Below are 26,790 nucleotides of genomic sequence, written 5' to 3' on the forward strand. Positions count from 1 at the left end.
AAGTGCATATATAAATAAAATTTAATTTAGATATTGCTGTATGTTTGAAACTATATCCCTAAATATTGGGGCAGCAGTATTCCCACCGCTTTCATTATTTTTATCTATATCCTTTACAAAAACAACCATAGAATAGTACTTGTCATTATACTTAAAAAATCCTACAAACCATCCATCTGAATGTTCCTCTGCTGTCTTATTTTTACCTGTCAGCTCTATTCGCTGGGTGCTTCCCGTTTTTCCTCCAACTTCCATGCCATCTACATATGCAGATTTTCCTGTACCATTTTTCACTACATTTATCATCTGTTCTTTCATTTCCTCAGCTGTTGATTTCTTTATAACGGAACTACTTGTGGTATTCAATTTTTCTATATTACTATTTTTATCATCCACATAGGCATCTAATATATACGGCTTTACATACACTCCATCATTTACCACTGTATTTGGTATGCTGATAGCTTCTATCGGAGTTATCCTAATATTTTGCCCTATAGATGCAAGGGATAAGCTTCCGTCGGCATAACTTGGATTTTTTACCTCAAACAGTCCTGATTTCTCACCATCTAAATTTAAAACTGTTTGAAATAATCCCTGACTTTTTGCATTGTCATAAAAATTATTAAATCCCACCTTTTCCCCTATCTGGGCAAACACATCATTGCAGGATACAGTCAGTGCTTCTCCTGGAGTCAGTGTGCCATGATTTGCCTCATCTTCTACCTCATACAGTCCTTTGCAGGTAAATTTGTCATTTACATTTATGATATTTTTATCAAGTCCTGCCTCTTCTACTATAACTTTAAATATGGAGCCGGGAAAAAATCCATGATTAGTGGCAGCACCTATATTTACATTTGGTTTACTGTCATCTTTCTGTACAAGTGCCTTTATTTTTCCCGTATCCGCCTCCATCAAAACCACACCTATCTGACTAAATTCTTTATTTTTTCCCTCATTTAATATTTCTTTTATCTTGTCCTGTATACTTTTATCTATAGTCAATCTCACATTTACATTGTTTTCAGGATAATTCACTTTTTTATTTATTATCTTTCCATCTACATCCCTTTCAAATACGACCTCAGGTTTATCATTGTCTTTTGTCTTCTCATATATCTGCATTTCTAAGGAATTTTTATTTTTAATTTGGTTATTCTCAGTTCTCTTAGGATTTAGAAGTAAATTTCCTATACTCCATATACCAGCTTTATTTAAAGGAGAATAAACATACGTATAGACTCCATTTATTCCAGTTATATTTTTTAACTTATTGTAGGTGTTTACATCCACCTCATAATATAATTTCTCACTTTTATTCAATACTCCAGCTTTAGATATATCGTAATCACTGTCATAATTTCTAAGAGTATAAATTAAAGTGAGCATCTTCTCTGAATCCACATTTTCATTATCTTTCAAAAATACTTCTGGCGATATAACCACATAATATTTTTTATCATAACTCATAAATTGTTTCCCATGGCAATCATATAACATATAATTTACATCGGTTAAATCCTCTTTATAGGAATATTGTGAATCTGCCATTACACTCAATTTACTACTTCCAAAATACTGAAGTTTTATTATTTTAAAATACAGCAGGGAAAACGCTAAAATAATTATGAAAAATAAAATATATTGTCTTTTTTGTATTATATGCCTGTTTATCTTTAACATAAAAAAACACCTCATCTAGACTAATTTCTATCCAAAATAAGGTATTTTATTCACCTGGATATAATTTTACCAGGTTGTAACTTATAGTTTAGCTTTTATAAGCATATCTCCCTTTTCCAATATTCTATCCACTACTGCAGTAAATATCATCTGGGCAACAGGAGCTGATTCTATTTTCTCCCCATTTTCATCTCTCATATCTTTTAGATATACTTTAAAACTGTCTCCTATAGGCCTTAATACTTCCACCATATCTCCACTGTATACTTTATTTCTCTGTTCTATAACCACGGTATTATTGTGCTTATCATAATCTTTAACTAAGCCAACTATATCATAATTTCTTATATAAGATGAATTTTCGAAAATTTGGCTGTCTTTATCTCCAAAATAGAATCCTGTAAAATATTTTCTATGACTGGCTTTCATCAAATCCTCCAGCCATTTCTCCTCAAATACATATGTATCAGGGTTTTCAAAATAGGAATCCATAGCCCTTCTATAGGCTTTAACTACAGTAGCTACATAATATGCACTTTTCATTCTTCCCTCTATCTTAAATGAATTTATGCCCGCTTCTACTAATTCTGGAATATGTTCTATCATACAGAGATCTTTAGAATTTAAAATATAGTTCCCTCTGTTATCTTCAAATACAGGAAAGTATTCTCCCGGCCTCTTCTCTTCCATAAGATAGTATTTATATCTGCAAGGCTGGGCACACTGCCCCCTATTGGAATCTCTTCCTGTCATATAATTTGAAAGCATGCATCTTCCCGAATAGGCCATACACATGGCTCCATGAACAAAAGCCTCTATTTCACAATCTTCTGGTAAATGCTGCCTTATCTCTTTTATTTCTTCAAGCGAAAGTTCCCTGGCAAGAACTATTCTCTTTATACCCTGTCTATACCAAAATATAGCAGACATCCAATTCACATTATTACTCTGAGTACTTAGATGCAGCTCCAGATTCGGCACGATTTTCCTGGCAGCCATTATTATCCCTGGATCTGACACAATTATCCCGTCTACATCCAATTTATACAATTTCTTTAGGTAACCTTCCAATCCCTCTAGATCAGCATTATGTGGAAATACATTGACAGTTATAAATGCCTTCTTTCCCCTTTCATGAACATATTTCATACCTTCTATAAGTTCTTCATCCGTAAAATTGTCTGCAAATGCTCTAAGATTAAGCTTATTTCCTCCTAAATAGACTGCATCCGCCCCAAAATCCACGGCAGTTTTCAGCTTTTCCAAATTGCCCGCAGGTGCCAATAACTCCGGCTTTTTATTCATCTCAATTCCTCCTCATAGTAACAGCAATACCATCTCCCATAGGTATAATTGAAGTTATAAATTTATTGTCATCAGATACAATTTTTAAGTATTCTCTCATTCTCTTGACTATGGTTATTTTTCTTCTCTTTACTAATTCATCAGAAGCCACCATTCCCCTGAACAATACATTATCTGCCACTATTACGCCTTCTTCGTCTAAAAGTTTTAAACAGTAGGGTAAAAAATGATTGTAATGTGCCTTTCCGGCATCAATGAATATAAGATCAAATTTTTCTCTAATATTCTTAAGTATTTCCATACAATCTCCCTCAATAACATCTATATATTGTTCAAAATTATATCTTTTTATATTTTTTCTAGCAATTTCAACCATATTTTTGTCCCTTTCAATAGTGGTTATATGATTTTTTTTATGGGAACTGAGACTCATTAAAATGGCAGAATATCCAACAGCAGTTCCAAGTTCAAGAACCCTAGATGGTCTTTTCATATTTATCATAAGCTCTAAAAATCTTGCCATCTCTCTATGCACTATCGGTATGGAATTTTCAGATGCATACTCCTCTATTTCCTTTAATATTCCACTATGACTTCCTATTAAGGACGTTATATATTCTTTTATATATTCATGTTCAACTTCACTCATATCTTCCTCCAAAAGGTCGGTCATTCACCCTGAGTAGTTTTTTTGACCTCCAAAAACTTTTCATTACTATCTGTAAAAAAATGAGTTCCATTATTTTCAGAAACAAAATAAAGATAATTTGTCTTTTCAGGATTTATAGCCGCTATTATACAGCCCTTTCCTGGATTGGATATAGGCCCCTCAGGAAGTCCATTTACTTTATAAGTGTTATACGGGGAGTCTACTTGTAAATCTTTATAATACACCTTATCCTTGTGCACATTCAGTGCATACAATACTGTAGCACAGGACTGAAGCTTCATATTCCTTTTTAATCTATTGTAAAATACAGAAGCTGCCTTTCCCCTCTCCTCGGGTTTTTTCACTTCTCTTTCAACTATAGAAGCCATGGTTATGATTTTATCCATTTCTTGAATGTTTAAATGTTTTCCTGTACCCTCCTGTACTTTATTCATGACATCAGAAAATCTATTTAGCATCACTTCAATTATATAATCTCCGCTGCTTCCTTTGAGAAAATCATAGGTATCCGGAAATAAATACCCTTCCAGGGCATACCTTCTTTTTGAATCTTTCTTCACAAAATCAGGCAGTTTATACTCCCTGCAGCTTTTTATAAAATTCGAGCTGCTTATTATCCCCTTTTTCTCCAGTAAATTTCCTATCTGCTTTATATCATATCCTTCAGGTATTATAACTTTTACAGGTCTGTCATCCCTAATTCCCCTTTCCACATAGAGTACAAAATTACTCAAGCTTATACCTTTAGAAAAGGAATACTTTCCAGGTTTTAACAGACCATTTTCAAAATGCCTTTTTGTATACCATTTTATCAAAAGTGGATTTTTTACTAATTTACTGCTGCTCAGATTATCTATAACCTGCTCTAACCTTTCCCCTTGTTTTATCTGAAAATTTATCTTTTTTCCGTTTGTTTTAAATGGGTATCTTGTATTTTGAATGAAATAATACAAGACACCGGCAATTAATAAAACTAAAGCCACACTACAAAGTAAAAAAATACTTTTTTTTAAGTGTCTTTTCACTGTAAACAATCCTTCCTATTTTCTTCTCATGGCCTTTTTCCTGAGATCCGTATTCAATATTTTCTTTCTCATTCTTATACTCTTGGGAGTAATTTCTACCAATTCATCCGGTGCTATAAATTCCAGCGACTTTTCCAGAGTCATTTCCGTCACGGGCACTAATTTCAGCGCTTCATCAGCTCCTGAGGATCTGGTATTTGACAGATGCTTTTTCTTGCATACATTTACCTCTATATCCTCCGGTCTTGAACACTCACCAGCTATCATACCCTCATATACTTCTACTCCAGGTCCTATAAATAGTGTTCCTCTCTCTTGAGCATTAAAAAGTCCATAAGTTATAGATACTCCAGGTTCAAATACTACCAGGGAGCCTCTTGTCCTGCCGGGTATCTCACCCTTGTACTCTTCATATCCGTCCAATACATGGTTCATTATACCGTTGCCCTTAGTATCAGTCATAAATTCACTCCTAAACCCAATCAATCCTCTGGCGGGTATCCTAAATTCCAATCTGGTATATCCATTTACAGCTGAAGTCATATTTACCATTTCAGCTTTTCTCGGACCCAGTTTTTCCATAACCACTCCCATAAATTCTTCAGGTACGTCTATAGTGAGGTATTCAATAGGTTCTAATCTTTTTCCATCTTTTTCTTTAAATATCACTGTTGGTTTGGAAACTTGAAATTCATAACCCTCCCTTCTCATGGTTTCTATCAAAACTGAGAGGTGAAGTTCTCCTCTTCCACTTACCTTAAAACAGTCTGGTGAATCAGTTTCTTCCACCCTAAGGGCTACATTAGTCTCCAATTCTCTCATAAGTCTGTCTCTTAAATGCCTTGATGTCACAAAATCTCCTTCTCTACCAGCAAATGGAGAATCATTTACCATGAAATTCATAGTCAGCGTAGGTTCATCTATATCTACAAAAGGAAGTGCTTCCGGATTTAAAGCATCAGCTATAGTCTCACCTATATTTATGTCGGGAATTCCTGAAACTGCAACTATATCTCCCAGTTTGGCCTCTTCTACTTCTTCCTTTTTTAATCCATCATATACATATAGATTTGACACCTTCACATTTTCTATTTTATTTCCCTTTCTTATGAGAGCAACTTGTTCATTTTTCTTTATGCTACCTCTCGTTATCTTTCCAACACCTATTCTTCCTACATATTCATTGTGATCTATAGTCGTTACTAGAAGTTGAAGGGGCATATCCAGATATCCCTGAGGTGCTGGAACATTTTTTATTATAGTATCGAAAAGAGGTTCCATGTTAGTGGATTTATCCTCCATCTCCTTTTTAGCAAATCCCGCCTTTGCCGAACAATAGACCACACTGAAATCCAATTGTTCGTCACTGGCCCCCAACTCTATAAACAGATCAAATACTTCGTCTAAAACCTCAGATGGTCTTGCATCTGGTTTATCTATTTTGTTTATTACAACTATTGGTTTTAGTTTTAATTCCAATGCCTTTTTTAAAACAAATTTTGTCTGCGGCATTGGGCCTTCAGCAGCATCTACCACCAATAGAACACTATCTACCATCTCAAGTACACGTTCTACCTCACCGCCAAAATCTGCATGGCCTGGTGTATCTACAATATTGATCTTAATCCCCTTATGAGTTACGGAAGTATTTTTTGAAAGTATGGTAATTCCTCTCTCTCTTTCAATAGCATTTGAATCCATAACCCTCTCTTCCACTTTTTCATTTGCCCTAAATATATTGCTCTGTTTTAATAATGCGTCTACTAATGTAGTTTTGCCATGATCTACATGTGCAATTATTGCCACATTTCTTATATCATTTCTTGTAAATAAATTCATTATTACTCCTCCAATTTATTTTTAACCTATGGAATATATTCAAATATCAAAATTCATTATGAATTGGATAAGCACTCAAAAAAATTGGATACCTTTTTTGTATCCAATTTAGAGCTGCCATATTTATTCTAATATCATAGTATTAAAAAGTCAACTTTATAATGCTTAAGTTAACGGTTTTCAGGCACATTAACTTTATTTTTATCTTTTCCAAAAGAAAAATCTACCCCTATGGCATCATTTAATATCTTTAATATGTCCTGCCACATTACACTGAATTTTTGTTCTGCCTGTATATATTCATTTACAGGAGGATTAGCAGAAATCACAGAGCCCATATTTTTAAACTTTTCCATAATCTCCTCTGAGATCTTTCCATTTTGAACTTGCTGCGAATAGGCCTCCACTTGTATTTTTCTAAAATCACTCAATATTCTTGTATAATCTTCATTGTTTTTTATTCTTTGACTCAATCTTTGAAGATCAACCACTTCATCACATGTTTTAAGCTCTTCTGCAAATTCTCTTGTTCTATCATATATATTCATTATCAAATACTCTCCTAATTTTTAATACAATATTATATTTCCATAATTATTGGCAATATCATAGGTTTTCTCTTCGTCTTCTCGTAGAGAAATGATCTAAGTACTTCTTTTACATTGGATTTTATGCTTGACCATTCTGTAATATGTTTTTCCTCGCAATCTTTTAAAGCACCACGAACAAGTTCCCTTGCCTCTTCCATTAGATCTTCTGATTCCCGAACATACACAAAACCTCTGGATATTATATCAGGTCCTGCAATGACGGTACCCGTTTCTTTTTCAATAGTAATAACCACTGTAAGTATTCCGTCCTGAGAAAGATGTCTTCTATCCCTTAAGACTATATTCCCCACATCTCCAACTCCCAAGCCATCTACAAATACCTGTCCCGATACCACTGTTCCATTTTTTCTTATGGAATCTCTGGAAACTTCTATAACATCCCCATTGTCTGCTATGATTATGTTATTGGGGTTAAGTCCAAGATTCATCGCTAAATCTGCATGCTGTTTTAGATGTCTGTATTCTCCATGTACAGGTATAAAAAATTTGGGTTTTACAAGAGTATGCATAAGTTTCAATTCTTCTTGGCAGGCATGCCCTGATACATGAACATCCGCCAGAGCTTCATATATTACTTCTGCTCCCTTTTTAAACAATTGATTTATCACCTTTGACACCAATTTTTCATTTCCAGGTATGGGATTTGCTGAAATTATTATTGTGTCCCCTGGAATAATACTTATTTTTTTATGCTCAGAAGCTGCCATTCTAGAAAGTGCTGACATAGGTTCACCCTGACTTCCAGTAGTTATTATAACTATCTTGTTTCCGGGATATTTATTTATATTGTCTACATTTATAAGAGTATTTTTCCTAATATTTATATATCCCAAATTCATAGCTACTTCCATTATATTTTCCATACTTCTACCTGAAACAGCCACTTTCCTGTCATATTTTTCAGCAGCAGTAATTACCTGTTGTATCCTGTGAATATTAGATGCAAAAGTGGCAACTATTATTCTACTTTTTGCCACAGCAAAAAATTTTTGAAAGGTCTGTCCTACCGTCCTCTCCGACATAGTATATCCAGGTCTTTCCACGTTAGTGCTGTCTGCCAGCATAACAGTTACTCCCTTTTTCCCAAGTTCTGCAAATCTAGCCAGATCAATTACGCTGCCATCAATAGGTGTATAATCCACCTTAAAATCACCAGTATGAAGTATTATACCCACCGGGGTATATACTGCAATAGCCATGGAATCAGCTATACTGTGACTGGTTCTTATAAATTCCACGGACATTCTATTTAACTTAATTACGTCGCCTGCTTTTATGCACTTTAAATCCACTGATCCACTTAAACCGTGTTCCTTTAATTTTGAATCAACAATCCCCAACGTCAATTTGCTCCCATATACAGGTACATTGATCTCTTTCAATACATACGGCAGTGCCCCTATGTGGTCTTCATGTCCATGAGTTAAAAATATGCCTTTTACCTTATCTATGTTTTTTTTAAGATAAGTTGTATCGGGTATGACTATATCTATTCCTAACATTTCTTCACTTGGAAACTCCATCCCGCAGTCAATCACTATTATCTCATCTTTGTATTCTATTACTGTAATATTTTTTCCTATTTCACTTAGTCCGCCTAATGGAATAATTTTTACTTTATCTCTTTCTTTTCGCAATAAAATCTTCCCTCCTTATTTAATTTATTTTAATATTTTTACAACTTGGTAATAAATATCTTATGAACAAGTTATGTTAAAACAATATGAATATCAAATTAAAAACGTACCCTATCCGCATCCTATGTCAAATAACTCTTTCATAAAATATAAAAATTACAAATTGCAATTTTACTTGTATTTGCCGGACTTTTTACAGTCACTGCATATTCCATAAAATTTTAAACTGTGATTTAAAATTTTAAAATCATATTTCTTTTCTATTTCCCTCTCAAGGGGTTCCAAAAGATCATCCGTCACCTCAATTATTTTTGAACATTTATTACATATCAAATGATGATGCTGGTGATTTTCTTCCTTGTGTATTATTTCATATCTATTACATCCATCATCCAAGTCCAATTTACATATAACTCCTATCTCATCTAAAAGTTGTACAGTTCTATAAACTGTAGCTAAACCAATTTCAGGACACTCACTTCTAACTTGATCATATATTTCTTCCGTTGTAAGATGCTGTCCTTCATTTCTTATTATAATATCAACTATAGCCCTCCTTTGAGGTGTAAGCTTATACCCTTTTTCCTTCAGGCTATTTTTTAATCTCTCTATTTCTGAAGAGGAAAGCTTTGACATAACTATACCCCATTTCAACTTAAATTTTAAAACACCCACAAAAACTTTTCTATTTTAAGTCTAATATAACAGAAAAATATTGTCAATTGAAAATCAATTAACATTAAAACAAAGTTTCATATACTTCTGAAACCTGGTTAAATTCATCTTCATCTTCCACCGTTGCAAAAATTCCCTCGCCATTTTCATCTTCTATTATCTTAAGCACTATGGCTTCCTCTGATTCTCTACACTCTTCAGGCATTACAATTACATACTCTCTATCTTCTATATCCAATTTGGTAATCACTTCAAATTGAACTTTTTTGCCATCTTCATCCTCCAGTATTAAGTTTCTGATATTTTCTCCCATTCAATTTTTTCCCCTTTATTCAAAGAATTAGATTTATCAAAATAAATCATTTCGAAATACTGTCCAAATACCCCTGCAAAATATATACAGCAGCCATTTTATCTACTATCTTTTTTCTCTTTGCCCTGGAGAGATCTCCCTCTAACATGGCTCTATTTGCTGCCACGGTAGTTAATCTTTCATCCCACATTTTTACGGGTAATTTTATAAGCTTCTCTATTCTTTTGCAAAAATCCATCACTTTCTCACTCTGGGGACCAAGTGTTCCATTCATATTTTTAGGAAGTCCGGAGACAATTAATTCTACACCATATTTTTCACAAACAGATCTCAGCTCATCAATATCCTTTTCCATTCCCCTTCTCTTTATAGTAGTAACTCCCTGTGCTGTAAATCCCAATGGATCACTGAGTGCAACACCTATAGTTCTATCCCCTATATCCAGTCCCAGTATTCTCAAATTTTCACTCTCCTCAATATTATGCTCACATTTAAAATAAAAATGCCCTAAAAGGACATTTTTATTTTATATCTAAATAGACTTTCAAAACTTCCTCAAGTATCTCATCTCTCTCAAGTTTCCTCACCAATGACCTTGCTCCATTATAATTTGTTATATAAGTTGGATCCCCTGAAATCAAGTATCCTACCAGCTGATTTACCGGATTGTATCCCTTTTTAATTAGCGAATCATAAACTTCAGTTAATATCTCTTTTGTCAGTGCTTTCTTACTCTCAGAAATGTCAAACTGAATAGTATTGTCCTTGCCCATATATATCACCCCGCTAACATTCTAATAGATCTATTATAAAACATATTTCATAAAATGTATACTATCTAACTTTTTTTTCCATAATTATACTGCATTTTCCTATAGCTTCTTCTAATTTTTCAGGTGATTTTCCTCCGGCTTGTGCCATATCCGGTCTTCCTCCTCCACTTCCTCCAGTGACAGCCGCAACCTCCTTTATTATCTTTCCACAATGAATACCACTTTTCACTGCCTCTTCAGTTGCCATAGCTATGAGTTGAACTTTTCCCTTTACACTACTTCCCAATACCACTAAACAGTTGTCATACTTATTTCTAAACTTATCTCCCAATTCCCTAAGTGCACTGGCATCAACTTCTTTTAGCACCCCTGTAAAAAGCTTCGTTTTTCCAATTATTTTCATTCCATCCAGAATATCAGTTTCCGCGTTACCTGCCAATTTTGACTTCAATTGCTGAATTTCCCTCTCAGCTGCCTTCAGTTCATTGAATTGCAGATCCAATTTATGAATTATTTCCTTCTCAGAACATTTCAATTTACCCGATATTTCCTTTAACATATAATCTCTCAAATTCAGATATTTTATTGCACTTTCGCCGGTAACAGCCTCTATTCTCCTAATACCGGCAGCTATTCCAGTTTCAGATATTATCTTAAACAATCCTATTTCACCAGAATTATTTACATGAGTTCCACCACAGAGTTCACTGCTGAAATTTCCCACAGAAACTACCCTTACTTTATCCTTATATTTACTGTCAAAAAGTGCTATTGCCCCGCTTTTTTTAGCTTCTTCCAAAGGCATCTCAGCAGTTTTCACCTGATGAACTGCCATTATATTCTTATTGACCATATCTTCAATTTTCCTCAATGTATCACTGCTCAGAGGCTCAAAATAATTGAAATCAAACCTCAATCTGTGTTCATCCACATAGGAACCAGATTGGTGTACCTGTTCTCCCAAAACCCTCTTCAGGGTTTCATCTAATATATGAGTTGCAGTGTGGTTTTTTCTTATGCTATTTCTTCTATTCTCATTCACACTCAAAACAACATCGTCATTCAAACTCAAGCCGCCTGAATTCACCCTTATAAAATGGAGTATTTTACCTGCCACATTATTTTTACAGTCTAACACTTCACCTTTAAAATCATCATTGTATATGATTCCACTATCTCCTACCTGTCCACCCATTTCAGCATAAAAAGGTGTATTTTCAACTACTATAACTCCCTCTTCTCCTTCGCTTAAATGAGATACAAACTCTTCATCCTTCATCATGACTTTGACTTTAGATTTTGACTTCAGTTTATCATAACCTTCAAATACAGTATTAACCTCCATGGGAATTTTATTCAATATGGTATCTTCTGCACCCATATAATTTGTTTCCATCCTGGCGGCTCTTGCCATGTTTCGTTGATTTTCCATGTTTTCATTAAAGCCTTCCAAATCTGCAGTCATGTTGTTTTCTTCCAATATCTCTTCAGTAAGCTCTACAGGGAAACCATAGGTATCATATAATTTAAATACCTTATCCCCATCTAATACTGAGCTGTCATTCTCTTTCAATTGGGATATAAATTCATTTAAAATCTGAATACCACTGTCTATTGTCACGGCAAACCTTTCCTCTTCAATCTTTATTATCTTTCTTATATAATCCTCCCTTTCTCTCAATTCGGGATAGCCTTCATAAGAATTATCTATCACAGATTTAGAAAGTTTATATAGAAAAGAACCTTTAATTCCAAGAGATCTGCCATGTTTTGCTGCCCTTCTCAAAAGTCTTCTGAGTACATATCCGCGCCCTTCATTAGAAGGAAGTATTCCATCGCTCACCATAAATACAATGCTTCTTATGTGATCTGTTATCACTCTGATAGATATATCACTATTTTTATCTTTACCATAGGAATTACAGGACATATCACTTACTTCTTTTAATATAGCTTTTATAGTATCTACCTCAAATATACTTTCTTTATCCTGCATTATAACTGCCATTCTTTCAAGCCCCATACCCGTATCTATATTAGGCTTTGGAAGTCTATTATAATTCCCCTGTTCATCCCTGTCAAATTGAGTAAACACTAAATTCCAAAATTCCAGTACCCGATCATTATCCCCTGCTTTCACAAATTCTTCTACTGTATCTATCTTTCCCTCTCCTCTATCATAGTGAATTTCAGAACAGGGTCCGCAGGGACCTACACCGTGTTCCCAAAAATTATCTTCCTTGCCAAGTCTAAAAATCCTTGAACTATCTATATCGGTATCCTTTACCCATATATCATAGGCCTCATCATCATCTAAGTATATTGTAACATATAATCTATCCTTTGGCAGCTTCAAAACTTCAGTAGTAAATTCCCAGGCCCATGGAATTATCTCTTTTTTAAAATAGTCCCCAAAAGAAAAATTTCCCAGCATTTCAAAAAAAGTGCCGTGGCGTGAAGTCTTACCTACATTCTCAATATCCCCCGTTCTTATACACTTTTGACAGGTAGTAACTCTTTTCCGAGGCGGTATTTTAAGCCCTGTAAAATATGGTTTAAGCGGCGCCATACCAGCGTTAATCAAAAGTAAACTCTTATCATTTTTAGGAACTAATGAAAAACTGTGCATTCTCAAATGTCCTTTTCCTTCGAAAAATTTCAAGTACAATTCCCTAATTTGATTCAGCCCTAATTTTTCCATATATATCTCTCCCTTTCAACTTCAATATCATATTTAATCCACGTTTAAAATAATAAGAATCCCTCATTCCCCTAAGGGACGAAAGATTCTCTTCGCGGTACCACCCTAATTATATAGATATTCAAAATACAATCTATATCTCTTAAACAACATAATACAAGTTCCTAGACAGCTTCAATATATCCTACAGGAAGTTTTCACCTTCCACTTCCTCTCTTTAATATAAGAAAATACCTACTCCTTCTATTCATCACTTCATCATTCGATTATGATACAAATTATAAGTTAAATGCACACTTATGTCAATATTTATCGATTAAATCAAAATAAATAGTAGTTTAAATCTTCATACATTATTTTAACTATAACCCCTATGGGCACTGCCAGTACCATTCCGATAAATCCCGCTGCTTTTCCTCCGACTATTAAAAGAAGTATTATTACTAGAGGATGCATACTTACACTGTCCCCTGTAACTTTTGGAGACAGCATATTGCCTTCTATCTGCTGCAATACATATAACCATACTGCAGTCCACAGTGCTGCCCTGGGAGATTCTATAAGAGCTATAACTACAGCTGGCAGCGCTCCAAATATAGGCCCAAAATATGGAATTATATTAAAAAATGCATTTAATATGGACAATATAATGGGAAAATCCACCTTTAAACTCACTAAAATAAAAAATGTGGCTATACCCACAAGCCCGCTTAAAATGAGCTGGCTCATTATATATCTACCCAATATTTTATCTGCATGACAGCACATCTTTTCAATTACATTTCTGCTGTCCATTGGAAATATAGACAGAATCTTTCCATTTATATACTCCCCGTCTGCTAAGAAATAATAAGCTATTATAGGTATGACTATTACAGATAATAAATTTTGTCCTATATAAATTATAAAATCAAACATTTTATTGAATATATTTACAATTCCACTGTCTATTTTACTATTTAAACTGTTTATCAGTGAATAAATAGTTTTGTTATCGTGAATCGGTTTTAATTTCACATAAAAATTATCTACCATATTTTGAATTCTTTCTGCAGCAGAGTTAAAATTCAAACTTTCTCTAAACAAAGAAGGTATGAGAATTGCAAAGACACCTACTATAAGCAGAATCAATAAGCTTATCAAAAAAAAAGCTCCCACTCTTCCGTTAATTCCCCTATTTAACATGGAATTATATATCGGCCTCAGCGTATATGCTATTAAAAAAGATATAAAGATTAAACATATAAGCTCTCTCAATAGAGAACTCATAATGATAAATACAATCAATGCCGCTGTTATAACCGCCACAGTGATATATCTAATACTGCTTTTTTTATAAATATTCATCCGCATCATCTTCCATAATTCTTCTTTAATTTACAATACCTAGCTTTTCTCTTTTTTTAATAATTTATGGGCTGAATTGAAAAATTCGAGATTTCGATTTTTACCTCTGTATAACAAATTTTTGTCCCCCAATATCAAATCATTTATAAGCAGAACTTTTTTGCCTTTTATAAAATTATTTATAAATCCAGTGGACAATATGAGAGCCCTTATGGAAAATTTCTCTCTGTCAAATAAAATATCTTCAACCATTCCAATCAGCTCACCTCTCTCATTCACCACATCCATATTCTTTATATCTTCAAATTGAAGGCATTTCCCTCTACTCACAGCAGTTACAACTATTACAGAAGTAAAATTTACCACATTTTCTATATTGACATTCAAAGTTTTTTTAAATATGTTATTAGGAGTTATTATAAATCCATCTATTTTTTTGCCGTTAAAATCCAATATTATATCACTTATAAATCCCAGCATTTTTCCAGAAAGGTCTATTACATCTTTAAATATAAAATCCATAGTTCTATACAAAATATCACCTTTAGTTTAAAAATAATATTCTTATTTTATCCAAAAAAATAAAAAAATATAACTTTTAGAAGTTATATTTTAATAGATTATCTATTTATTTCTTTTATTCTTCTGCTGTATCATTTGATTATAATCATCTACCATATCCTGCAAAGTAGTAAATTTCATAACCTGATCTATGCTCTCCTTAATTTTGCTCCATAAAAGTCTGGTAGCACAACAATCTATCCTGCTGCAAGAACTTTCACTATTTTCATCTATACAATCTGAAATTTCTACAGGACCCTCCAATACTCCCATTATATCAGCTATTGTTATATCTTTAGGTTCTCTATTTAAAATATATCCACCTTGTGCTCCCCTTATACTCTTGATCAAATTGGATTTTCTCAAACTGGAAAATAACTGTTCTAAATAATATTCCGATATGTTTTGTCTTTCTGATATACTCTTTATAGATGAAGGTTCCTCACTATAGTGAATAGCTAAATCCACCATAGCTTTTACACCATATCTTCCTTTTGTAGATAATTTCAAGTAACCACTTCCCATCTACTTTTTAAATACTTTACCTATTATATTTTTTATATTATCAAATCAGAGTAAAATTGTCAACTATAAACTTCAAGTATTTTTGTCTACTAAACTGACGGATTAAATTCATCCAAATAATTTCTACATGTAGTTGATGGCTGACTGTAGTTGACAAAGAGGATAATTTTTTCTAAAATAATCATATACCACATAGGGGCATATGGCATATTTAAATATCACAGTTCCAACATAAAATTCAGTGGACTCTCAGTACGGCCAAAAAAAAATCTTCATTAATCGTAAATTGATCAAAAGAAAGGTGGAACTTCATTATGTATGTTATTGATAAGTTTCGAGAGAAAGAAGAATTTCGTACATTATGTCTAACAATACTATCAGGAATAGTTTTAATTATAAGTTTTTTTAAATTGATTCCGCAATTACCCTTTGATGCAGCCTGGATCGCCATTATCATAAGTGGAATTCCCATAGTTTTTGGGGCCACCAAAGGACTGATTACAGAATTTGATGTTACCGCTGATCTTCTAGTGGCAATTGCACTAATAGCTGCACTTATAATAGGCCAATATTTTGCTGCCGGAGAAGTCGCTTTCATCATGCAGCTGGGCACAGTGTTAGAGGATGTTACAGCAGATAGATCTCATAAAAGCCTGCAGTCACTTATAAAACTCACACCTCAAAAAGCATGTCTGCACAGTTTAAACGGTGATAGAGAAATATTGGTATCAGAAGTTAAAAAGGGTGATATTCTCTTAGTTCGTCCCGGTGAGTCTATTCCCGTTGACGGCAGAATACTCAGTGGAAACACTTCAATTGACCAATCAATCATGACCGGTGAATCCGTTCCCGTTGACAAAACAGCTGGAGATGAAGTATATCAGGGTACCATAAACCAACAGGGTGCTATAGAAATTAAAGCCATCAATGTAGGTGATGACTCCTCCCTTAAAAAGATGATCCATCTAGTAAAACAAGCTGAAGAAAACAAGGCACCCATCGTCCGTATTGCAGATAAATGGGCCCGTATTCTCGTTCCAATTGCCCTAGGCTGCTCTATATTGATCTTGATTATTACAAAGGATATTCACAGAGCAGTTACAGCATTGGTTGTCTTTTGCCCCTGCTCACTGATACTTGCCACTCCTACTGCCATAATGGCTGCAATTGGAAATGCCACAAAAAAGGGAATACTTATTAAATCAGGTTCTGCAGTAGAAACTGCCGCAAAACTCGATACCATAGTTATGGATAAAACAGGAACACTTACTTATGGCAAACTTCAAGTAGAGGATATTGTAATATTTGACCAAAATATAAGTAAGACAGATTTTATAAAACTGATTGCCAGTACAGAAAAATTTTCTGAACATCCATTGGGAAAAGCCGTTGTTGCATACAGCCAAAGTCATAACATTACTCCAGAGGATCCTGAATCCTTTGCAATGGAGGCTGGGAAAGGTATTTCTGCAACAATTTGTGGGCACAAACTCTCAATCGGTATGAAAATTATTGGACAAGAGCTTATAAATAGTTCTCCAAGAGCCTTGGAGTTTATTGAACAGACTCAAAAATATGGAAAGACCGTTTTACCCGTTGCTTTAGATGGAAAAATTGCAGGAATTATAACCATTGCAGATACTCTTCGAAAAGAGGCTAAAAGCACAATTTCAGATTTAAAAAAAGCTGGTATATCACATATGATCATGCTAACAGGAGACAATCAAACCGTTGCCAATTCTATTGGACAATCCATAAACATGACAGACATATTTGCTTCCCAGCTTCCTGGAGACAAATCCGCTACAATAAAAAAATTAATAGAAGAGGGGTATTCTGTAGGCATGCTGGGAGATGGAGTAAATGACGCCCCAGCTTTAGCCACAGCTTCTGTAGGTATTGTCATGGGTGCCATAGGCTCAGATGTGGCCATTGAAGCCGCAGATATCGCTTTGATGAGCGACGATATAAGCAAGCTTCCCTTTTTAATAAGGCTCTGTCGTAAAACCAGGAGCCGCATTATTTTTAACATCATCATCTCCATGTGCATCAACTTTTTCGCCATTATCCTCGCGGGCTTTGGCATTTTAAATCCTGTGACAGCAGCACTTGTTCATAACTGCGGTTCAGTATTTGTAGTTGTAAACTCCGCCCTGCTGCTCACATATAAAGAGGAGATCAGTTGATTATCTTCAAAATTAAAATTTGCATTTTTGCTATAATTTTTATAGTATAATTTAAAAGGAGTGGATCTCATGCCTGATTATCAACATCACGATATAAAGAAACTATGTCAGAGAATCAATAGAATTCAGGGGCAGTTAAATGGCATATGCAAGATGCTGGAAAATGACAAACCCTGTGACGAAATTATCATTCAGCTCAATTCTGCAAAAGCAGCTTTACAAAAAATCAGCCAAATTGTATTAGAAGATCATCTCGATCACTGTGTTCTTGACGCACTTCGCAGTAAAGACAGAGAACCTCAAATCGACAGCCTGAAACGTGCTTTAAATCAATATACAAAGATGATTTAAAAATTCAACGGAAAACTCAGTGCAGCCATAAGAAGTTACAGTTGAAAACTTCTTATGGCTGCACTGTTAAACTATTTTCAGGCTTATTGTGCTTCATAACAATTTACTATTTCTCCATAATAAATTGTATGATAATCCCCTGTATTACTGCCGCCGTAGCAATCTGAATCCACATCTTCAGATAAAAACTTTTTATCCATATCCCTTTTATATACAACCTTGCATTCATAATATATATTACATCCACCCATTACAGGGCTGCTCACGCTTTTACCCGGAACTGCTTTCAAATTGCACTCTTTAAATTTGTCTATATCTCTTCCTGATTTTGTCCCGCATATTGAAAATGCCTTTTTCATGCTGTCATCAAAACATACACTTACAGTAAAATTTCCACTTTTTTCTATGAATTCTCTTGTATACCTGGATTCTCTCACAAGGACAGTAAAAACAGGTTTCCTCCATATAATACCAATACTCCCCCATCCTATAGTCATGGTATTTATTCTATCATCGTACTTACTTGTTAGAAAAGCTCTTCCTTTTCCTATACTCTCAATAGTCTGCTCCATATTATGTGTAAATTCCATAATTAACCCTCCTATAAGTTTTTATCATATTCCTTCGACCTATTTTTAAAATATACAATTTTTAGATTGCAGAGTTCAGCAATTTCCACTGCATCTTTAAAATTTATTCCTATAGCAGAAGGATCATGGGCATCAGATCCTACAGTTATGTACTTTCCTCCCAGTTCTTCAAACCTTCTGTATATATCAATCATACTTTTTATTGAACTGTAATTGCCAAGTCTTCTGGTATTTAGCTCCAGACATATTCCTTTTTCTATAAGTCTTTTTAATATCTCATCTATTATATCCGAAAAGCTGTTGTAATACAACTCACTGTCCTCATATTTGGCATATCTGGCTATGTAATCAATGTGTCCCAAACTATCTATAAAGTCAAAATAATTCAGATTATCGAACATAACCTGGAGATACTTGAGATAAGCTTCCTTTTTGGTCTTTCCTTTATAATAATCAGGATAATATAAATCCATATTGTCAATTAGATGTATGGAGCCTATTACATAATCAAACGAATTGTCCTCTATAAGCTTTTTACTCTCTTTTACACAGTCCTCTTTCATTCCAAGCTCTATCCCCAGAAGCAAATCATCCTTTCTCCACTTGAAATATTCCTGGAAGTATCTATTTACGTCAAAGCAGAACAAACCCTTTTTAGGAAAATTGATATCCATATGCTCAGTTATTATAAGGGACACACAATTTTCCTCCGCATATTTCTCAGCAGATTCTATCTTCATGTCTGAATCCGTAGAAAAAGTAGTATGTACATGTGTATCAAACAATATACCATCTCCTATAAACTTTTAAATTATATATTTTAGAAACAATGTCACTGCTGGAATGGTGAACATCGACATTATGGTGCTCATGAATATAATTCTGGCTGCCAGTTCTGTATCTGCTCTGTATTTCTGTGCAAATACAGAAGCTACAACTGCCGCAGGCATGGCTTCAATTATAGCACATATCTGAATTATCAAATTATCTGTATGTAATATTTTCAACAGTAAAACTGTAAAAATAGGTACTAATATCAGCCTTAAAAAACATCCATAATACACTAAAACTCCTGAAAATATATCCTTCAATTTTACTTCCGCCAGCATAGCTCCAACTAAGATCATCGAAAGTGGAGTAGTCATAGCTCCCACCGCACTTGCCGCAGTATATAAAGTATATGGCATTTTTATAGAAAATAAAAACATCAAAAAACCAATTACTGTTGCAATTATTGCCGGATTTAAAACCACCTCTTTTGTTGTCTTTAAGTCACTTTTTTCAGTATATATCATAATTCCCACACTAAACATAAAAATATTGTATGGTATGTTGAATATAGCTGCATAAAATATACCTATTTTCCCGAATATGCCTTCCAGAACAGGATATCCCATGAACCCGCTGTTGGAAAATATAATTATAAATCTCAAGACCTTTTTAGCATTATCCTTGTTTTTAAAGGTCAACAATTTGCTAAAAAGTATAAGGCCTATCTGAAGGATTGCAGCATATATAAATATATCTTCTGCATTTTTTACCATTTTTTCCGAATAACTATAATTAAAAGAAGTCAGCACCATAGCCGGCAGAGTTACCTTCAGTAAAAAATCCGATAGACTTCCCACCGTCTCTTTAGTTATTATATCTTTTTTTCTCGCAAACACCCCCACCATCATCATAAGTGATAATATTATTACTTCATTTACTACCTTAACGTCCAATAATGCTCCCCCTAATTTTTATTCCCTTAAAAGTGAAAATTCATATTAAATCAATCTCATTCTAAATCAATATACATGCACCTATCCGCATGTTTACAGATTAAATCAGATATCTTCTCTACATTTTGGGGGACATTTCCACTCAATATGCTAAGTGCCATTTCTCTATTTTCCTCCAAAAACTGAAATAAATTTAAAATTATATAATCTCTTATCCGGAAATACAGATAATCCTCTTCCATAGATGCAATTCTTTCATTTAAATCTTCTATGGAACTGTATCTTTCTATAAAATCAAGCTCATCCCTATTTAATTTATCTTCATTTTCAAAAATTATCTTATTCCCCATTATTTCCGTTTTAGATTCTCTTTCAATATTTTCTATAGTCCTGCCAATTTCATCTGTATCAGGTATTTTTTCATCCCTTGCCCATTTTTCTATAACTTTCAGCTGTTTTTCCCAAAGCCTTTTTATGGATACAATGTCAGCTTTCAAAGCCAATGCATAATTTTCACTTTCTTTTGCAGCTTTCCTCCTGGCTTCCAACGTGCTGTACACACTTTTATGCCAGTAATTTTTTGCTTGAAATATAGGCCTGGCAGATACCTCCACCAGTTCAGACAAAAGTTCAGATTTATCCATCTCATATCCCACCTTCAATCTTAAAGTACAAAGTGCAGATATCAAATATCAAATAATGATAATTTCCTGTATGACCTAGAATCCACCAAAATTGATATTTGGGTTCTGAACTTTGATATTTAAATATTACCTTAATATTATAATCCATTATACAAAAAATTTGAACGCAGTTCCTATTAAATATCCTTATAATTTTACATCATAAAGTGGAATTCAAAAAAAGTTATAGATAAAAGCTTTAACTTATTAAGCTAGATAAATTTGTTACTGCCTAAAATATACATAATAGAATAATAGAAACGAGACAAGCATGTGTGAGATGAAATAGATATTTTCTACGCCTTATTTCATTTTCTTCAGTTTTTCGACCATTTCCTGTATTTCTTCTTCTTTTAAATTTTCTCCCACTTCATCCGGTGATAGAACAAGGGCAATCACACTGGAATGGGTGATAAAACAAACCTGTGCATAGGCATAATCTCCTATAGAGTCATACAACCTTCCAGAGCTAACTGTTCCCCTAAAAACGGTACCGGGACTGTTGGCCACATATCCAACCGTGCCAATATAGGGAAGTTCTGCACATATTGCCTCTTGGTCATATTCATTTTCAGGTTCTTTTACAATTTTGAGTATACGGCCAACTTCAAAAGGTTTTTTATCATAGTAATGATTCAGTCCTGTAATTGTGATAAAATAATTTCCCTCCATATAAACATCCCTCCTTAATCTAAAGTACAGATATCAAATTGATAATTTTAGATACGATTGAAAATTCATTAAAATTGATATTTGAATATGTTCTAAATAAGTTCATCTAAGCCTGGAATATAAAAAATCACCCTATACAATTATGTAATCACAATGTCATGTTTTTAGCAATAGTTTTATAAAATCTGAAATTTTTTTTGACAGTTCATCTCTTGAATAATAATCAAGCAGGCAAGTTCCTCCCAGTATATTTAAATACTTTACCATATCGAAACTAAACTTTGAACTATAATAATATAAAATATCTTTTCTAACAATAATAAAGGCCAGAGCATAAAAATCTCTGGCAGAAGAATACTAATGTATTCCTTCCATTATTTTTCTTTCAGGTTTTTTATTACATATTTTCTGTCTTCTCTTTTCAAGTTCTTCAGTTATATCTTTAAGATCTACCTTTTGATTTGACATCAAAACTAAAAGATGATATACGAGATCACATATTTCATAGACCTCTTCCTGCTTATCATTATTCTTGCTGGCAATTATCACTTCAGAAGCTTCTTCCCCCACTTTTTTAAGTATCTTGTCAATTCCCTCTCTAAATAGATAACTCGTATAGGAACCCTCTATGGGATTTTCTTTTCTGTCTTCTATAACACCGCATAATTCCTCTAATATTTTTTGCAATTCCATTAAAATACACACTCCTTTTTCTCAATATAATTTTCTATAAAAACAGCTTCTTTTTCCCGTATGACAAGCTGCTCCTATTTGTTTAACTTCTATTAATATAGTGTCATAATCACAATCCAGTTTTACACTTTTTACATACTGATAATGTCCTGAAGTTTCGCCCTTATTCCAAAGCTTATTTCTGGATCTGCTCCAAAACCAGGTCTTGCCTGTTTCAATGGTCTTATTTAAGGACTCCCTACTCATATACGCCAGCATAAGCACTTCTCCATTTTCAAAATCCTGAACAATCGCTGGTACAAGCCCTCCTGCTTTTTTAAAATCTATGTTATTTAGAATCTCTGCATTCATTTATTATCACCCTTTTAACTTCAGAATCTAACGGGAATGTTCATTGTCTTAAGATACTGTTTTACCTCCCTTACGGTAAGTTCTCCATAGTGAAACAGTGAAGCCGCCAGAGCCGCATCTGCACCTGTATCATTAAAGACATCGTAAAAATCCTTTAGAGATCCGCATCCCCCGGAGGCTATTACAGGAATATTCACAGTTTTGCATACAGTTTTGGTAAGTTCTATATCATATCCCTTCTTAGTACCATCTGCATCCATGCTTGTCAAAAGTATTTCTCCGGCTCCCAAATGCTCTGCCTTTCTAATCCATTCTACAGCATCCATTCCAGTATTTCTTCTGCCGCCTTCTACAAATACATCCCATCCCTCTCCACTATCTCTCTTCTTTGCATCCACTGCCACCACCACACATTGGGAACCAAATTTATCTGCTGCTTCATATATCAATTTTGGATCTTTTACGGCAGAAGAGTTTATGGAAATTTTATCTGCTCCTGCCCTAAGTATATTTTTAAAATCATCTATTCCGGATATTCCCCCTCCTACTGTAAGGGGAATAAATACTTTTTCAGCTGTCCTCTCCACCAGATCTATTATAGTCTTTCTTTTTTCATAAGTAGCCGTAATATCCAAAAACACTATTTCATCTGCTCCCTGTCTGTTATAGTGTTCAGCTATTTCCACAGGATCTCCTACATCCTGTAAATCTACAAAATTTATTCCCTTGACAACTTTGCCCATGTTCACATCCAGACAGGGTACTATTCTTTTGGTAAGCAAATCCTACACTCCCTTCCCAATAATTTCTCTGATCTTTTCTATAAAAATATCCATATCTTCATCTGAACCTATGCTTACCCTCATATAATTATCTATTCTATCTTTGTCAAAATATCTTACAAGAACACCTTTTTCTCTTAATTTCATAAAAAGTTCTCTGGCGGCATATAGCGGATGGGTTATAAATATGAAATTGGACTTTGAAGGTACGACCTTAAATCCCAGCTTCCTCAGTTTTTTTACCGTTGACTCTCTGGTATTTATTATTTTCTCAACACATTTCTTAAAATAATCTTCATCCTCCAGGGCAGCTATTGCCGCTGCATTGGAAACTCTGTTTACAGTATAAGAATTAAAGGAATTTTTTATTCTATTGAGTCCATCTATAAGTTCTTCCTGACCCAATGCAAATCCCACCCGAAGTCCAGCCAGCGAACGGGACTTGGATAAAGTCCGTACTACCAGCAGGTTGGGATAATCCTTTATAAGACCAATCACGGAATTTCCTCCAAAATCCACATAGGCTTCATCTATTATAACTACTTTATCCCCATTGTTTTTCAAAATCTCCTTGATTCTTTCAGTTTCAAGGCACTTTCCCGTGGGAGCATTTGGATTTGGAATCACTATTCCTCCATTTGGTTTCAAAAATTCTTCCACTGGAATCGAAAAATCTTCATTCAATGCCGCCAATCTGCACTTTATGCCGTATAAATTGGCATACACCGGATAAAAACTATAGCTTATATCCGGGAATACTATAGCTTCATCTTTGTCAAAGAATGTTAAAAACGACATGGCCAAAACTTCGTCAGATCCGTTACCAACAAAAACCTGGGATTTATTCAAGCCGTAATAACTTGAAATAGTTTCTCTCAATTTATCACAGCTGGGATCTGGATACAATTTAATGTCTCCATCCGCTGCATTTCTTATGGCATTCAATACCTTCGGTGATGGCGCATAGGGACTTTCATTGGTATTTAATTTTACATATTTTTTATCCTTAGGCTGTTCACCGCATACATATGGTTCTACATTTCTTGTAATTTTACTCCAGTATTTACTCATGACTTATCACCTTCTACTAATTTTATTTGCACAGCTTTATAGCTTTTTTCAAATCTATATTCCCGGCATATATGGCTTTACCTGTAATAGCTCCATATATGCCCATCTTATTTATACTCTGCAAATCCTCTATATTTTTAATTCCACCAGAAGCTATTATTTTGCAGCTAACGGCATCTTGAATCCTGGAAAGCTGTTCCAAATTAGGCCCTCCCAGTGTTCCGTCCTTACTTATATCCGTAAATATGATTGTTTCAACTCCTATATCTTCCATCTGCTTTGCAAAATCTGTATACTTTACAGTGCTTATATTCATCCAGCCGTTTATTGCAACTTTCCCATCCTTTGCATCTATGCCTACAGCTATCTTTTTTCCATATTTTTTTACTGCCTCTTTCACAAAGCCGGGATCATTCAGGGCAGCAGTCCCTAGTATTATTCTTGATATTCCTAGCTGTACAAGCTTTTCTACAGTATTTAGATTTCTTATTCCTCCCCCAAGCTCCACTGGAACTTGAGATGCTTTCACCACTTTTGATATAGTTTCTGCATTTTTTATTTTTCCATCAAGAGCCCCATCCAAATCTACCATGTGGATATATTCTGACCCGGCTTTTTTAAAACTCAACGCTACTTTTACCGGATCTTCTCCCACTATTTCTGATCTTTCAAATTTCCCCTGATATAATCTGACACATTTACCATTCCTCAAATCTATTGCCGGAAGTATCAACATATAAAATGCCTCCTCAAATCTCTAACTTAAACTGTCATCTTTATAAAGTTTTTCAATATTCTGATGCCAACATCACCGCTTTTTTCCGGATGAAATTGAGTCCCATAAACATTGTTTTTATTTACCACGGCTGGTATATCTACCTGGCCATAAATACTATAAGCACTCAAGTTTTCCTTTGATTTCAATTTTCCGTAATAAGAATGTACAAAATACACATAGCTGTTTTCAGGAACACCTTTCAAAATTTTGCACTGCTTTTCAGTAATTAAATTATTCCAACCCATATGAGGTATTTTTATATCTCCATATAATTTCACTATTTTACCTGATATCAATCCAAGCCCATCACATTCTTCTATTTCCTCTCCACTATCAAATAGGAGCTGCATGCCAAGGCATATACCTATAAAGGGTTTTCCGCTTTTTGCCTGTTTTTTTAAAACTTTATCCAAATTCCTCTTTTTTAAATTTTTCATGGCTTCAGGAAAAGCACCTACTCCCGGAAGTATGACTCCACTGCTGTCCTCTATGTCTCTTCCTTCTGAAGTTATCTTACTATCTGCTCCTATATATCTAAGTGCTTTTTGAACACTTTTTAAATTTCCCATACCATAATCTACAATACAGATCAATTTTAAACACCACCTTTACACAATTCACAATTTTGAACTCTTATATTTAAATGAAATCACAGACTGCCTTTTGTAGACATTATCCCTTTTATGCTGTCATCTATAGATGCCGCTTCCCTAAAAGCATGTGCAAAGGCTTTAAATATTCCCTCTATCATATGATGGGTGTTTTTTCCATAGAACACTTTCACATGAAGTGTCATCTCTGCGTTAAAGGCCAGTGCTCTAAAGAATTCTTCTACAAGCTCCGTATCCATCTGACCTACTTTTTCAGTATTGAAATCGGCATCAAATACCAAATAAGGTCTTCCACTTAAATCTACAGATGCCATGGATAGGCTTTCATCCATGGGTACAAAAAATGTACCATACCTTTTTATATTTCTTTTATTCCCCAGAGCTTCCTTTATACATTTTCCCATAACAATTCCCGTATCTTCCAGCGTATGATGAAAATCCACATCCAGATCTCCCTTTGCCAATATATCCAGATCTGTCATTCCATGCTTTGCCACCATAGAGAGCATATGATTAAAAAAGCCTACACCTGTATCTATCTGACACCTTCCATTCCCATCTAGATCTATTTTTACCTGTATGTCCGTTTCATAGGTCTTTCTAGAAAACTCTCCTATTCTCATAAAAACA

29 protein-coding genes and 1 other annotated feature are annotated in these 26,790 nt (G+C 34.2%); of the genes, 2 read left to right on the forward strand and 27 right to left on the reverse strand.

Annotated elements, in window-relative coordinates; translation table 11 throughout:
• Window positions 1-21 precede the first annotated feature (21 nt).
• The 15 genes from ACFHWD_RS13425 to ACFHWD_RS13495 all read right to left on the reverse strand — a co-directional run bounded on the left by ACFHWD_RS13425 (window position 22) and on the right by ACFHWD_RS13495 (window position 15,653).
• Window positions 22-1,686, reverse strand: coding sequence for a peptidoglycan D,D-transpeptidase FtsI family protein (locus ACFHWD_RS13425; protein ID WP_378062296.1), 1,665 nt, complete (start codon window positions 1,684-1,686; stop codon window positions 22-24).
• Between the two features lie 81 nt (window positions 1,687-1,767).
• The gene (locus ACFHWD_RS13430) at window positions 1,768-2,991 is read right to left on the reverse strand and encodes a U32 family peptidase (protein WP_378062298.1); all 1,224 of its coding nucleotides are present in this window, start codon (window positions 2,989-2,991) and stop codon (window positions 1,768-1,770) included.
• Window position 2,992: 1 nt separating this feature from the next.
• Window positions 2,993-3,640, reverse strand: a complete 648-nt coding sequence (locus ACFHWD_RS13435; protein WP_179977216.1) for an O-methyltransferase — start codon at window positions 3,638-3,640, stop codon at window positions 2,993-2,995.
• A 20-nt stretch (window positions 3,641-3,660) separates the two neighbouring features.
• On the reverse strand, window positions 3,661-4,686 hold the full coding sequence (mltG, locus tag ACFHWD_RS13440; RefSeq protein ID WP_378062300.1) for an endolytic transglycosylase MltG: 1,026 nt from the start codon (window positions 4,684-4,686) through the stop codon (window positions 3,661-3,663).
• A gap of 15 nt (window positions 4,687-4,701) precedes the next feature.
• Window positions 4,702-6,525 carry a translational GTPase TypA gene (gene typA / locus ACFHWD_RS13445; RefSeq protein WP_150358229.1) on the reverse strand — a complete coding sequence of 608 codons (1,824 nt, stop codon included), beginning with the start codon at window positions 6,523-6,525 and terminating at the stop codon, window positions 4,702-4,704.
• A 170-nt stretch (window positions 6,526-6,695) separates the two neighbouring features.
• Complete coding sequence (locus ACFHWD_RS13450) at window positions 6,696-7,073, reverse strand: YlbF family regulator (RefSeq protein WP_378062302.1); 378 nt, start codon at window positions 7,071-7,073, stop codon at window positions 6,696-6,698.
• Between the two features lie 32 nt (window positions 7,074-7,105).
• Entirely contained in the window at window positions 7,106-8,773 is a 1,668-nt protein-coding gene (locus ACFHWD_RS13455; RefSeq protein ID WP_378062304.1) for a ribonuclease J, read from the reverse strand.
• Between the two features lie 171 nt (window positions 8,774-8,944).
• On the reverse strand, window positions 8,945-9,409 hold the full coding sequence (locus ACFHWD_RS13460) for a Fur family transcriptional regulator (RefSeq protein WP_150358226.1): 465 nt from the start codon (window positions 9,407-9,409) through the stop codon (window positions 8,945-8,947).
• Window positions 9,410-9,512: 103 nt separating this feature from the next.
• Window positions 9,513-9,761: a DUF1292 domain-containing protein gene (locus tag ACFHWD_RS13465; RefSeq protein ID WP_378062307.1), complete on the reverse strand. Its 249-nt coding sequence runs from the start codon at window positions 9,759-9,761 to the stop codon at window positions 9,513-9,515.
• A gap of 46 nt (window positions 9,762-9,807) precedes the next feature.
• Window positions 9,808-10,221, reverse strand: a complete 414-nt coding sequence (gene ruvX, locus ACFHWD_RS13470) for a Holliday junction resolvase RuvX (protein ID WP_150358224.1) — start codon at window positions 10,219-10,221, stop codon at window positions 9,808-9,810.
• Window positions 10,222-10,282: 61 nt separating this feature from the next.
• The gene (locus ACFHWD_RS13475) at window positions 10,283-10,534 is read right to left on the reverse strand and encodes an IreB family regulatory phosphoprotein (protein WP_150358223.1); all 252 of its coding nucleotides are present in this window, start codon (window positions 10,532-10,534) and stop codon (window positions 10,283-10,285) included.
• Window positions 10,535-10,595: 61 nt separating this feature from the next.
• Window positions 10,596-13,235 carry an alanine--tRNA ligase gene (gene alaS, locus ACFHWD_RS13480; RefSeq protein ID WP_378062310.1) on the reverse strand — a complete coding sequence of 880 codons (2,640 nt, stop codon included), beginning with the start codon at window positions 13,233-13,235 and terminating at the stop codon, window positions 10,596-10,598.
• 71 nt (window positions 13,236-13,306) lie between these two features.
• Window positions 13,307-13,495, reverse strand: a binding site (T-box leader).
• Window positions 13,496-13,556: 61 nt separating this feature from the next.
• On the reverse strand, window positions 13,557-14,582 hold the full coding sequence (locus tag ACFHWD_RS13485) for an AI-2E family transporter (protein WP_378062312.1): 1,026 nt from the start codon (window positions 14,580-14,582) through the stop codon (window positions 13,557-13,559).
• Between the two features lie 39 nt (window positions 14,583-14,621).
• Window positions 14,622-15,116, reverse strand: a complete 495-nt coding sequence (locus tag ACFHWD_RS13490) for a PRC-barrel domain-containing protein (protein WP_150358220.1) — start codon at window positions 15,114-15,116, stop codon at window positions 14,622-14,624.
• Between the two features lie 90 nt (window positions 15,117-15,206).
• Window positions 15,207-15,653: an Rrf2 family transcriptional regulator gene (locus ACFHWD_RS13495; RefSeq protein ID WP_150358302.1), complete on the reverse strand. Its 447-nt coding sequence runs from the start codon at window positions 15,651-15,653 to the stop codon at window positions 15,207-15,209.
• A 329-nt stretch (window positions 15,654-15,982) separates the two neighbouring features.
• Between ACFHWD_RS13495 and ACFHWD_RS13500 the strand changes: the two genes are divergently transcribed.
• Both ACFHWD_RS13500 and ACFHWD_RS13505 read left to right on the forward strand, forming a co-directional pair.
• Window positions 15,983-17,854, forward strand: coding sequence for a cation-translocating P-type ATPase (locus tag ACFHWD_RS13500; protein ID WP_150358301.1), 1,872 nt, complete (start codon window positions 15,983-15,985; stop codon window positions 17,852-17,854).
• A gap of 69 nt (window positions 17,855-17,923) precedes the next feature.
• Complete coding sequence (locus ACFHWD_RS13505; protein ID WP_150358300.1) at window positions 17,924-18,205, forward strand: metal-sensitive transcriptional regulator; 282 nt, start codon at window positions 17,924-17,926, stop codon at window positions 18,203-18,205.
• A gap of 83 nt (window positions 18,206-18,288) precedes the next feature.
• On the opposite strand, the gene ACFHWD_RS13510 is transcribed toward ACFHWD_RS13505, so the two are convergent.
• The 12 genes from ACFHWD_RS13510 to hisB all read right to left on the reverse strand — a co-directional run bounded on the left by ACFHWD_RS13510 (window position 18,289) and on the right by hisB (window position 26,783).
• A complete protein-coding gene (locus tag ACFHWD_RS13510) occupies window positions 18,289-18,795 on the reverse strand; it encodes a flavin reductase family protein (protein ID WP_150358299.1) in 507 nt (168 codons plus the stop codon).
• A gap of 11 nt (window positions 18,796-18,806) precedes the next feature.
• Window positions 18,807-19,580 (reverse strand): histidinol phosphate phosphatase, encoded by a 774-nt coding sequence (locus tag ACFHWD_RS13515; RefSeq protein WP_179977215.1) that lies wholly within the window; start codon window positions 19,578-19,580, stop codon window positions 18,807-18,809.
• A gap of 21 nt (window positions 19,581-19,601) precedes the next feature.
• A complete protein-coding gene (locus ACFHWD_RS13520) occupies window positions 19,602-20,519 on the reverse strand; it encodes an AEC family transporter (RefSeq protein ID WP_150358297.1) in 918 nt (305 codons plus the stop codon).
• A 56-nt stretch (window positions 20,520-20,575) separates the two neighbouring features.
• Window positions 20,576-21,163, reverse strand: a complete 588-nt coding sequence (locus tag ACFHWD_RS13525) for a hypothetical protein (RefSeq protein ID WP_150358296.1) — start codon at window positions 21,161-21,163, stop codon at window positions 20,576-20,578.
• A gap of 342 nt (window positions 21,164-21,505) precedes the next feature.
• A complete protein-coding gene (locus ACFHWD_RS13530; protein ID WP_378062316.1) occupies window positions 21,506-21,874 on the reverse strand; it encodes an HIRAN domain-containing protein in 369 nt (122 codons plus the stop codon).
• 357 nt (window positions 21,875-22,231) lie between these two features.
• Window positions 22,232-22,567, reverse strand: coding sequence for a phosphoribosyl-ATP diphosphatase (gene hisE, locus ACFHWD_RS13535; protein WP_150358294.1), 336 nt, complete (start codon window positions 22,565-22,567; stop codon window positions 22,232-22,234).
• Window positions 22,568-22,588: 21 nt separating this feature from the next.
• Complete coding sequence (hisI, locus tag ACFHWD_RS13540) at window positions 22,589-22,918, reverse strand: phosphoribosyl-AMP cyclohydrolase (RefSeq protein ID WP_378062319.1); 330 nt, start codon at window positions 22,916-22,918, stop codon at window positions 22,589-22,591.
• Window positions 22,919-22,938: 20 nt separating this feature from the next.
• A complete protein-coding gene (gene hisF / locus ACFHWD_RS13545; protein WP_150358292.1) occupies window positions 22,939-23,700 on the reverse strand; it encodes an imidazole glycerol phosphate synthase subunit HisF in 762 nt (253 codons plus the stop codon).
• Between the two features lie 3 nt (window positions 23,701-23,703).
• The gene (hisC, locus tag ACFHWD_RS13550; protein ID WP_378062321.1) at window positions 23,704-24,771 is read right to left on the reverse strand and encodes a histidinol-phosphate transaminase; all 1,068 of its coding nucleotides are present in this window, start codon (window positions 24,769-24,771) and stop codon (window positions 23,704-23,706) included.
• Window positions 24,772-24,793: 22 nt separating this feature from the next.
• On the reverse strand, window positions 24,794-25,507 hold the full coding sequence (gene hisA, locus ACFHWD_RS13555; protein ID WP_150358290.1) for a 1-(5-phosphoribosyl)-5-[(5-phosphoribosylamino)methylideneamino]imidazole-4-carboxamide isomerase: 714 nt from the start codon (window positions 25,505-25,507) through the stop codon (window positions 24,794-24,796).
• Window positions 25,508-25,533: 26 nt separating this feature from the next.
• The gene (gene hisH / locus ACFHWD_RS13560; RefSeq protein WP_179977211.1) at window positions 25,534-26,142 is read right to left on the reverse strand and encodes an imidazole glycerol phosphate synthase subunit HisH; all 609 of its coding nucleotides are present in this window, start codon (window positions 26,140-26,142) and stop codon (window positions 25,534-25,536) included.
• 56 nt (window positions 26,143-26,198) lie between these two features.
• Window positions 26,199-26,783, reverse strand: a complete 585-nt coding sequence (gene hisB / locus ACFHWD_RS13565) for an imidazoleglycerol-phosphate dehydratase HisB (RefSeq protein ID WP_378062324.1) — start codon at window positions 26,781-26,783, stop codon at window positions 26,199-26,201.
• Window positions 26,784-26,790: the final 7 nt, after the last annotated feature.

The sequence above is a fragment of the Clostridium sp. MT-14 genome, assembly GCF_042436595.1.
Classification (GTDB): Bacteria; Bacillota; Clostridia; order Clostridiales; family Clostridiaceae; genus Clostridium_B; species Clostridium_B aromativorans.